This window comes from Streptomyces sp. KR55 (assembly GCF_052245645.1).
GTDB classification, from domain to species: Bacteria; Actinomycetota; Actinomycetes; order Streptomycetales; family Streptomycetaceae; genus Streptomyces; species Streptomyces flavusporus.
Genome location: NZ_JBQQCE010000038.1, coordinates 26,626 through 34,716, shown reverse-complemented (window position 1 = coordinate 34,716; position 8,091 = coordinate 26,626). Strand labels below are relative to the sequence as shown.

6 protein-coding genes and 1 pseudogene are annotated in these 8,091 nt (G+C 71.3%); 6 read left to right on the top strand and 1 reads right to left on the bottom strand.

The genetic code is table 11. The features are described 5' to 3' along the window. The 5 genes and pseudogenes from ACTWQJ_RS08445 to ACTWQJ_RS08425 form a co-directional block, all read left to right on the top strand. Window positions 1-1,746, top strand: a 1,746-nt coding sequence (locus tag ACTWQJ_RS08445) for an FtsK/SpoIIIE domain-containing protein (protein WP_443305998.1), incomplete at its 5' end; no start/stop codon positions are given. Between the two features lie 289 nt (window positions 1,747-2,035). Continuing rightward, a complete protein-coding gene (locus tag ACTWQJ_RS08440) occupies window positions 2,036-3,424 on the top strand; it encodes an ABC transporter substrate-binding protein (RefSeq protein ID WP_443306000.1) in 1,389 nt (462 codons plus the stop codon). 82 nt (window positions 3,425-3,506) lie between these two features. Beyond that, window positions 3,507-4,790 carry a carbohydrate ABC transporter permease gene (locus tag ACTWQJ_RS08435; protein WP_443305997.1) on the top strand — a complete coding sequence of 428 codons (1,284 nt, stop codon included), beginning with the start codon at window positions 3,507-3,509 and terminating at the stop codon, window positions 4,788-4,790. Then, window positions 4,787-5,677 carry a carbohydrate ABC transporter permease gene (locus ACTWQJ_RS08430; protein WP_443305996.1) on the top strand — a complete coding sequence of 297 codons (891 nt, stop codon included), beginning with the start codon at window positions 4,787-4,789 and terminating at the stop codon, window positions 5,675-5,677. Before ACTWQJ_RS08435 ends, ACTWQJ_RS08430 begins: the two co-directional genes overlap by 4 nt. A gap of 298 nt (window positions 5,678-5,975) precedes the next feature. Continuing rightward, window positions 5,976-6,974 (top strand): annotated as a pseudogene (locus ACTWQJ_RS08425) (glycosyltransferase family 2 protein); the annotation flags it as partial. A 49-nt stretch (window positions 6,975-7,023) separates the two neighbouring features. On the opposite strand, the gene ACTWQJ_RS08420 reads toward ACTWQJ_RS08425, so the two are convergent. Continuing rightward, complete coding sequence (locus tag ACTWQJ_RS08420) at window positions 7,024-7,437, bottom strand: organic hydroperoxide resistance protein (RefSeq protein ID WP_443305995.1); 414 nt, start codon at window positions 7,435-7,437, stop codon at window positions 7,024-7,026. Window positions 7,438-7,556: 119 nt separating this feature from the next. On the opposite strand from ACTWQJ_RS08420, the gene ACTWQJ_RS08415 reads away from it, so the two are divergent. After that, window positions 7,557-8,030: a MarR family winged helix-turn-helix transcriptional regulator gene (locus ACTWQJ_RS08415; protein WP_443305994.1), complete on the top strand. Its 474-nt coding sequence runs from the start codon at window positions 7,557-7,559 to the stop codon at window positions 8,028-8,030. Window positions 8,031-8,091 lie beyond the last annotated feature (61 nt).

The window sequence follows — 8,091 nt, the reverse complement described above, 5'->3', positions numbered from 1 at the left end:
CTCCTCGCCCACGACCGCGAACAGGCCGCGGCCCGCACCGACGAACTCCTGCGCCGTTTGGAGTACCACCTCGCGGACCGGCCGAGCAGCACCCCAGCCGCCGGCACTGTCCCCGCCACTCCCCCTCGACGCCCCTCCTGGGCCCGGGACGACGGGCCGGAGGACGAGGAGCCGGGCGGCGGCTTTGCGGGGCCGTACACCGTGGTCGTCGTGGACGGTGATCCAGGCGGTGCGGGACTGCGGGACGCGGTGACGCGGCTGGTCGTGGAGGGCCCCCGCGCCGGCATCCACGTGGTGTGTCTGGCCGAGACGGACCCCGCCTCGCCCGCGTCACCCGTCACCGAGACGTACGAGGCGGCCTGCGCGGTGGCGCCGGCGTTCCGGGAGTGCGGGGCCGTCGCGATACTCAGCGGTGATGTGGCGACGGCGTTGCGGCTGCTGCGGGTCGCGCGGGCGGGGACAACGCAGGGCGACCGGCCGGGCCCCGTCGGGCACGGCACGGTGGCCGCCGTGGACGCCGTCTCCCCTGCGTGGGCGGAGCGGTTCGCTCGGGCGCTGGCGCCGCTGCGGACGGATGCCGCCGCCGATGGGCGGCACGCGCGCGTGTCGGCGCCGTTGCCACAGGCGGCGCGGCTGCTGGACGAACTGGGGCTGGCCCGGGCCACGCCGGCGTCGCTGATGGCGCGCTGGGCGGACGCGGCCGACGACACCGAGGCGCTCGGCGGCCGGGCGTGCGCCGTGCTCGGCGCCGGGCCGCGCGGGCCGGTCGGCGTGGACCTCGTCGCCGAGGGCCCGCACCTGCTGGTCGAGGGCCCGCCGGGCAGCGGACGTACGGAACTGCTGCGGGCGATCGTCGCCTCGCTCGCCGCGGCCGAGCGGCCGGACCGGCTGAGCGTGGTCCTGATGGACGGCCGGGACGGCGTGAGCGCCGGCCGCGGGCCCGGCGACGGACTGCGCGTCTGTATGGACATTCCGCATGTCACCACCCATCTCCTCGCCAACGACCCGGTCCGTATGCGGGAGTTCGCGCAGTCCCTGTCGGCCGAGCTGAAGCGGCGCGGCGAGCTGCTCGGCCGGTCGGACTTCACGGAATGGCACACCGGGCGTGTGGTGTCGGGCCGGATGGTCGCCCAGCGCTCCGCGAGCACGGCCGGTGCCGGGGATCTCGACACCCCGCCCAGTTCCACCCTGCGGCTGCGGCCCGCAGCTCGCCGGGAGGCGGAGGCGGCGCCGCCGCTGCCCCGGCTCGTCGTGGTCGTCGACGATCTGGACGCCCTGGTGTCGCCCCCGTTGGGCTCGCCGGGACGGCCCGCGGCCGGGTCCGTGATGCGTGCGCTGGAGGCGGTGGCCCGGGAGGGCGAGCGGCTCGGCGTCCACCTCGTGGCCGCGGCGGGCCCGGGGGGCCGTACGGCGGAGACGGAACCCGCGCGGAGGGCCTCCCTCCGCGTCGCCCTCGACGCGCCCACCGCGGGGCCGGACGAACCGGCGCCGGGGCGCGGTCGGCTGACCCGGCCCGACGGACGGGTCACCCCCTTCCAGGGCGGTCGGGTCACCGGCCGCATCCCGCGCACGGCGACGCTGCGGCCGACGGTCGTTCCCCTGGAGTGGCAGCGGATGGGCGATCCGCCGACGCGCCGTCCCGTACGGGAGTTGGGGAACGGGCCGACGGACCTGGCGCTGCTGGCGAGCGCGTTGGAACGGGCGGCACGGGAGGTTGCGGCGCCTGAGGTGCCGTCACTTCTGTAGCTGCCCTGCGTTGCCGCTGGGGGTAGGTCGCGCGGCCGGCGCTGACCGCGTGCCGCCCGCGCCCACCCTCCCCCGCTCTCGGCTTCGCTCGAGCGGGGGATCCCCATCGCCCTGGGGGTCCCCCTCTGGGGGCACGACTGCCCGCGGCTTCAGCACCCCGAGTCACGACGCGGTCACGATCACCCTCTTGACACCGTATGCGCTCTTGCCGACCCCATCTCCCCGGCGTAGACCAGAGCGCACGGGACAGCGCTCGAACGTTCGACGAGGAACGAAGAACGGGGCCGTGATGCACAGCAGGAGCAGCACCACCAGCCGGACACGGACACGCAGGGCCGCTCGGGCCGCCGCAGCCGCACTGGCGGGAGCGCTCGCGTTCTCGCTCACCGCCTGCGGGGGCGACGACGGCGATGGCGGCAACGAAACCGACGGCGGCGCGAACGAGACCGCCAACACCGTCACCCTCCCCAAGCTGAACGGCGAGACCCTGGAGGTCGCCGCCGTCTGGACCGGCCCGGAGCAGGCCAACTTCAAGAAGGTCCTTCAGGAGTTCGAGAAGCGCACGGGCGCCAAGGTCACCTTCGTCCCCGCGCAGGACCCGATCATCAACTTCCTCGGCTCGAAGATCGCCGGCGGCGCACCGCCGGACATCGCGATGCTCCCCCAGGTCGGGGCGATCAAGCAGGCCGTGGACAAGGGCTGGGCGAAGCCGGTCGGTACGGAAGCCCAGGAGCAGTTGGCCAAGAACTACTCGCAGGGCTGGCAGGACCTCGGCAAGGTCGACGGCAAGCAGTACGGCGTGTACTACAAGGCCGCCAACAAGTCCCTGATCTGGTACAACACGCAGGTCTTCGAGAACGCGGGCGCCGAGGAGCCCAAGACCTGGGACGACCTGCTCACCACCGCGCAGACGGTCTACGACTCCGGTGTCACCCCGTTCTCGATCGGTGGCGCCGACGGCTGGACGCTGACCGACTGGTTCGAGAACGTCTACCTTTCGCAGGCGGGCCCGGCGAAGTACGACCAGCTCGCGCAGCACGAGATCAAGTGGACGGACCCCTCCGTGGCCGAGGCGCTGACGACGCTCGCGGAGATCTGGGGCAAGAAGGACTACATCGCGGGCGGCGCGGACGGCGCCCTGCAGACGGAGTTCCCGGCCTCGGTGACCCAGACCTTCACCGGCGGCGACCAGCCGAAGGCGGGCATGGTCTTCGAGGGCGACTTCGTGCAGGTCAACATCGCGGAGACGGACGCCGAGGTGGGGACGGACGCGAAGGTGTTCTCGTTCCCGGCGGTCGGCGACACCGCGCCGGTGGTCTCCGGCGGTGACGCGGCCGTCATCCTGGAGGACTCGAAGGCGGCGCAGGCGCTGGCCACCTTCCTGGCCTCGCCGGACGCGGCGACCATCCAGGCGGAGCTCGGCGGCTATCTGTCGCCGAACAAGAACGTGGACCCGTCGGCGTATCCGAACGCGGTGCAGCAGGAGATGGCCAAGTCGCTGGTCGCGGCAGGCGACGACTTCCGCTTCGACATGTCCGACCAGGCCCCGCAGGCGTTCGGCGGCACGCCCGGCAAGGGCGAGTGGAAGGCGCTGCAGGACTTCCTGAAGAACCCGAAGGACGTCAAGGGCACCCAGGAACAGCTGGAGGCCGACGCGGCCGCGGCGTACGGGAACTGAGCCGACGATGATGTCGTCGGCGCCGACGGCAGGGGTCCCGGAACCGAAGATTCCCGGGGCCCCTCCCCGTAAGCACAAGAGCGTGACCGGCACCCGCAGGACCGTGGCAGCCCTCTTCCTGCTGCCCGCCCTGGTGCTGCTCGGCGCGCTCGTGGTCTACCCGATCGGGTACTCGGTCGTCCGCAGCTTCTACGACCAGTCCGGCGACGGCTTCGCCGGATTCGACAACTACGAGGCCCTGTTCACCGACGACGGCATCCGCACCGCGCTGAAGAACAACATCATCTGGGTGGTGTTCGCCCCGACGATCGCGACCGCGCTGGGGCTGATCTTCGCGGTGCTGACCGAACGGGTGCGCTGGGGCACGGCGTTCAAACTGGTCGTCTTCATGCCGATGGCGATCTCGATGCTCGCGGCGGGCATCATCTTCCGCCTGGTGTACGACCAGGATCCGGACAAGGGCATCGCGAACGCGGTGTGGGTGGGTGTGCACGACACGTTCGCCCAGTCGTCGGCGTTCCCGAAGGCGCATCCGGGCCGTGAGTCGCCGCTCGAAGCGGCCGGCGGCGGCGCCTTCATCACCAAGGAGCCGGTCCGCCTGGGCGAGCCGGTCACCCTCCCCCTGGTCGGCGTCGCCCCCGACCAGATGCCCGACGACGCCACCAAGGCCGTAGCGGCGAAGGCCGACCCGGGCAAGGTCACCGGCACGACCTGGCAGGACTTCACGCGCGGCAAGGGCGTCGGCACCCTCGGCGCCCCGGACGCCTCCGAGCTGGGCTATCCCGGCATGAGGATCGAGGCCGTCAAGGACGGCAGGGTGGTCGCGTCGACCACGGCCGCCGACGACGGCACGTTCACGCTCCCGGCCGCCGCCGAGGGAGCCCAACTGCGGCTGCCCGCCGACAACTTCAAGGAGCCGTACAACGGCCTGGACTGGCTCGGCCCGTCCCTGGTCACGCCGGCCATCATCGGCTCGTACATCTGGATGTGGGCGGGCTTCGCGATGGTGCTGATCGCGGCGGGACTGGCCGGTGTCCCGCGTGAACTGCTCGAAGCGGCCCGCGTCGACGGCGCCAACGAATGGCAGGTGTTCAGACGGGTCACGGTCCCGCTCCTCGCACCCGTCCTCGCGGTCGTCACCGTCACGTTGATGATCAACGTCCTGAAGATCTTCGACCTGGTCTTCATCATCGCCCCCGGCTCCTCCCAGGACGACGCGAACGTCCTCGCCCTGGAGCTGTACCGCAAGGGCTTCTCCGAGGACCAGCCGGGCATCGCCAGCGCGATCGCGGTGTTCCTGCTGCTTCTGGTGATCCCGGTGATGTGGTTCAACATCCGCAGGCTCAGGCGGGAGGTGCGGCGATGACCACGCAGGCCGTGACCAAGGAGTCCGGCAAGGCCAAGGCGTCCCTCGCCGCCCGCCTCGCCGAAGGCGTCAGCGGCGGTCTGGTCCGCGTCTTCCTGATCGTCGTCGGCCTGTTCTGGCTGGTGCCGACGATCGGTCTGCTGCTCTCCTCGCTGCGCACTCCGGCGGACATGAACGAGAGCGGCTGGTGGACGGTGTTCACCGAGCCCGCCCAACTCACCTTCGAGAGCTACGACAAGCTGCTCCAGAACAGCGACATCACCGACTCGTTGGTGAACACGATCCTGATCACGGTCCCGGCGACCGTGCTGGTCGTGGTCATCGGCTCGCTCGCGGGCTACGCCTTCGCATGGATGGAGTTCCCGGGCCGCGACTGGTGGTTCCTGGCGGTGGTCGGCCTGCTGGTCGTACCCGTGCAGGTGGCACTGATCCCGATCGCCGAACTCTTCGGCAACATCGGCCTGTTCGGCTCGATGCTCGGCGTGATCCTGTTCCATGTCGGCTTCGGCCTGCCGTTCGCGGTGTTCCTGCTGCGGAACTTCTTCGCGGAGATCCCACGGGAACTGCTGGAGGCGGCCCGGCTGGACGGGGCCGGTGAACTGCGCCTGTTCGCACGGGTGGTGATGCCGCTGGGCGGGCCGGCGATCGCGAGCCTGGGCATCTTCCAGTTCCTTTGGGTGTGGAACGACATGCTGGTCGCGCTGGTGTTCTCCGACTCCGGCAGCCAGCCGATCACGGTCGCGCTGCAGACGCAGGTACGGCAGTTCGGCAACAACATCGACGTCCTGGCGCCCGGCGCGTTCATCTCCATGGTGATCCCGCTGGCCGTGTTCTTCGCGTTCCAGCGGCAGTTCGTGTCCGGTGTGATGGCAGGCGCGGTGAAGTGACCGCGGACGCAACACCGTTGGGGCGGGCCGACCGGCCCGCCCCTTCGCGTTCCCGGTGAATCCCCCACATGCCGCACACACCGTGACCAAATCACTCGATCGGCCGTTGCCGGGCAGAACGCCCGGGCAGACCCGAGGCCAGCGCTGTGGGCGGCCGCTTCATGCGACGCCCTCCCGGTAGCCACCGTTCCGCAACCTTCTGGTCACTTCACCGTCACCGAAAGCCACTGATCGCCGTTTCACCTGACAGGAGTCCATATGTCCCGCAGTCCGCCGTAACCCACTCTGAAAGACCGACATGCCCCGTTTCAGCATCATCGTCCCCTCGCACGGGGTGGAGGGCCTGCTGCCCCGGACCCTTGAGTCGGTCCTCGCCCAGTCCTACGGCGACTTCGAGCTGATCACGGTGTGCGACGAGCCGGAGACCCCCGCGGCGGACATCACCGCCGAATACGCCGAACAGGACAGCAGGGTGACGCCCGCGTACTCACCGCCGTCCGCCGGCCTGAGCGCGGCGCGCACCACCGGTCTGCGCGAGGCCACCGGCGCCTATCTGCTGTTCCTCGACGGCGACGACACCCTCGTACCGGGCGCGCTGGCCGCACTGGACACACGGCTGCGGGAGACGGGCCCGGTGGACGTACTGCACTTTGAACACGAGCGCGTGCACTGGCGGGGCGCCCCCACGCACACTCCCCCGCTCCCGCCGGCCCCCGCAGGAACCTTCACTCCCGACGCGGCACCGCGGCTGACGTCGGTGGACCGCCCCGCCTGGAGCGCGGCCTATCGCCGCGGATTCCTCACCGCCCACCAACTCGTCTTCCCCTACGGGCACTTCACGGACCTCGGCTGGGGCGGAGTGGTGACGGTGACGGCCGAGCGGATGGCAGTGCTCCACTCGGTCGTCGTACAGCATCTGCTGCGCCCGCAGGGCAGCCGGCTCGACCTTCCGGGCGCGCACCAGCTCGATCTGCTCGACCAGGTCGAGCTGGTGCTGTTCCAGGCCGCCGAGCAGCGTCTGTCCGCCGCGCGGCGCGACGCCCTGTTCGACCAGCTCTTCGCCGTGGTCCTGAGGACGGCGGCCGATCCCCGCCGGCTGCCCGCGCGCCATCGCCGCGCCTTCTTCCGCCGGGCGGGCGTGCTCTACCGCCGCCACCTTCGGGCCGGCCACCGGGCACCTGGCGGCAGCGTCGGCGTACAGCACCGGCTGCTGGCGCTGGGGGCCTACACGGCGTTCCACGCCCTGCGTCACGCCCACCGGTCGGCGACGAGGGCTCGCAACGGCATCTCGTCACCCGGGTGGCGGAGCGGCGGTGCGGCCTGGCTGCGGGCCGGGATCCGCGGGGTTACTCGATGACGAGCTCGACCGGGATGTTGCCGCGGGTGGCGTTGGAGTACGGGCAGACCTGGTGGGCCTGCTCGACCAGCTTGCGCCCGGTCGCCTCGTCCACGCCTGCGGGCAGCTCGACGCGCAGGGTGACGGCCAGCCCGAAGCCCTCGCCCTGCTTGCCGATGCCCACCTCGGCGGTGACGGCGGCATCGCTCACGTCCACCTTGACCTGCCGGCCGACCAGGCCGAGAGCGCTGGCGAAACAGGCGGCGTAACCGGCGGCGAAGAGCTGCTCGGGGTTGGTGCCCTGGCCATTGCCGCCCATTTCGGTCGGGATGCCCAGCTGCAGGTCGAGCTTGCCGTCGGAGGAGACGGCACGACCCTCGCGGCCGTGGGTGGCGGTGGCGACAGCGGTGTAGAGCGCGTCCATGGAGAAACATCCCTCTCAAGTCGTCTTCCGGCGGCCCGTCCGGCCGGCCTGACTCTCTAAGTAGAGCACACAATTAAATTGCGCACAACTAAATGGCGGGCAAGAGCTACCCTGGAGCCATGACGACCACGCCCACAGCGGACTGGCTCCGCCTCGACCAGCAGATCTGCTTCTCCCTGAACGCGGCGTCGCGCGCCTTCGGCGGTGTCTACCGTGTGGTCCTCAAGGATCTCGGGCTGACCTACCCGCAGTACCTGGTGATGCTCGTGCTGTGGGAGCACGGCGACCTGCCGGTCAAGAAGCTGGGCGAACACCTGCGCCTCGACTCCGGCACCCTGTCACCGCTCCTCAAGCGGCTGGAGGGGGCCGGACTGGTGCGCCGCGAGCGCAGCGCCCACGACGAGCGCTCGGTCGAGGTCCACCTGACCGAGGACGGCGCCGCCCTGCGCGAGCGGGCGCTTCAGGTACCGCGCCGGATCGCCGCGGCGACCGGCTTCGACGTCGACGAGATCCGCGACCTGCGCACCCGCCTCGACCAGCTCACGACGGCGCTCGACGCGGCGGCCCGGGCGGAGGCATCCGGCGCCGGCTGAGCGCACGCCGCGTCACCTGCTTGACTGAAGGCCGACATCACGCGGGTGCTTCGCTGTGGGG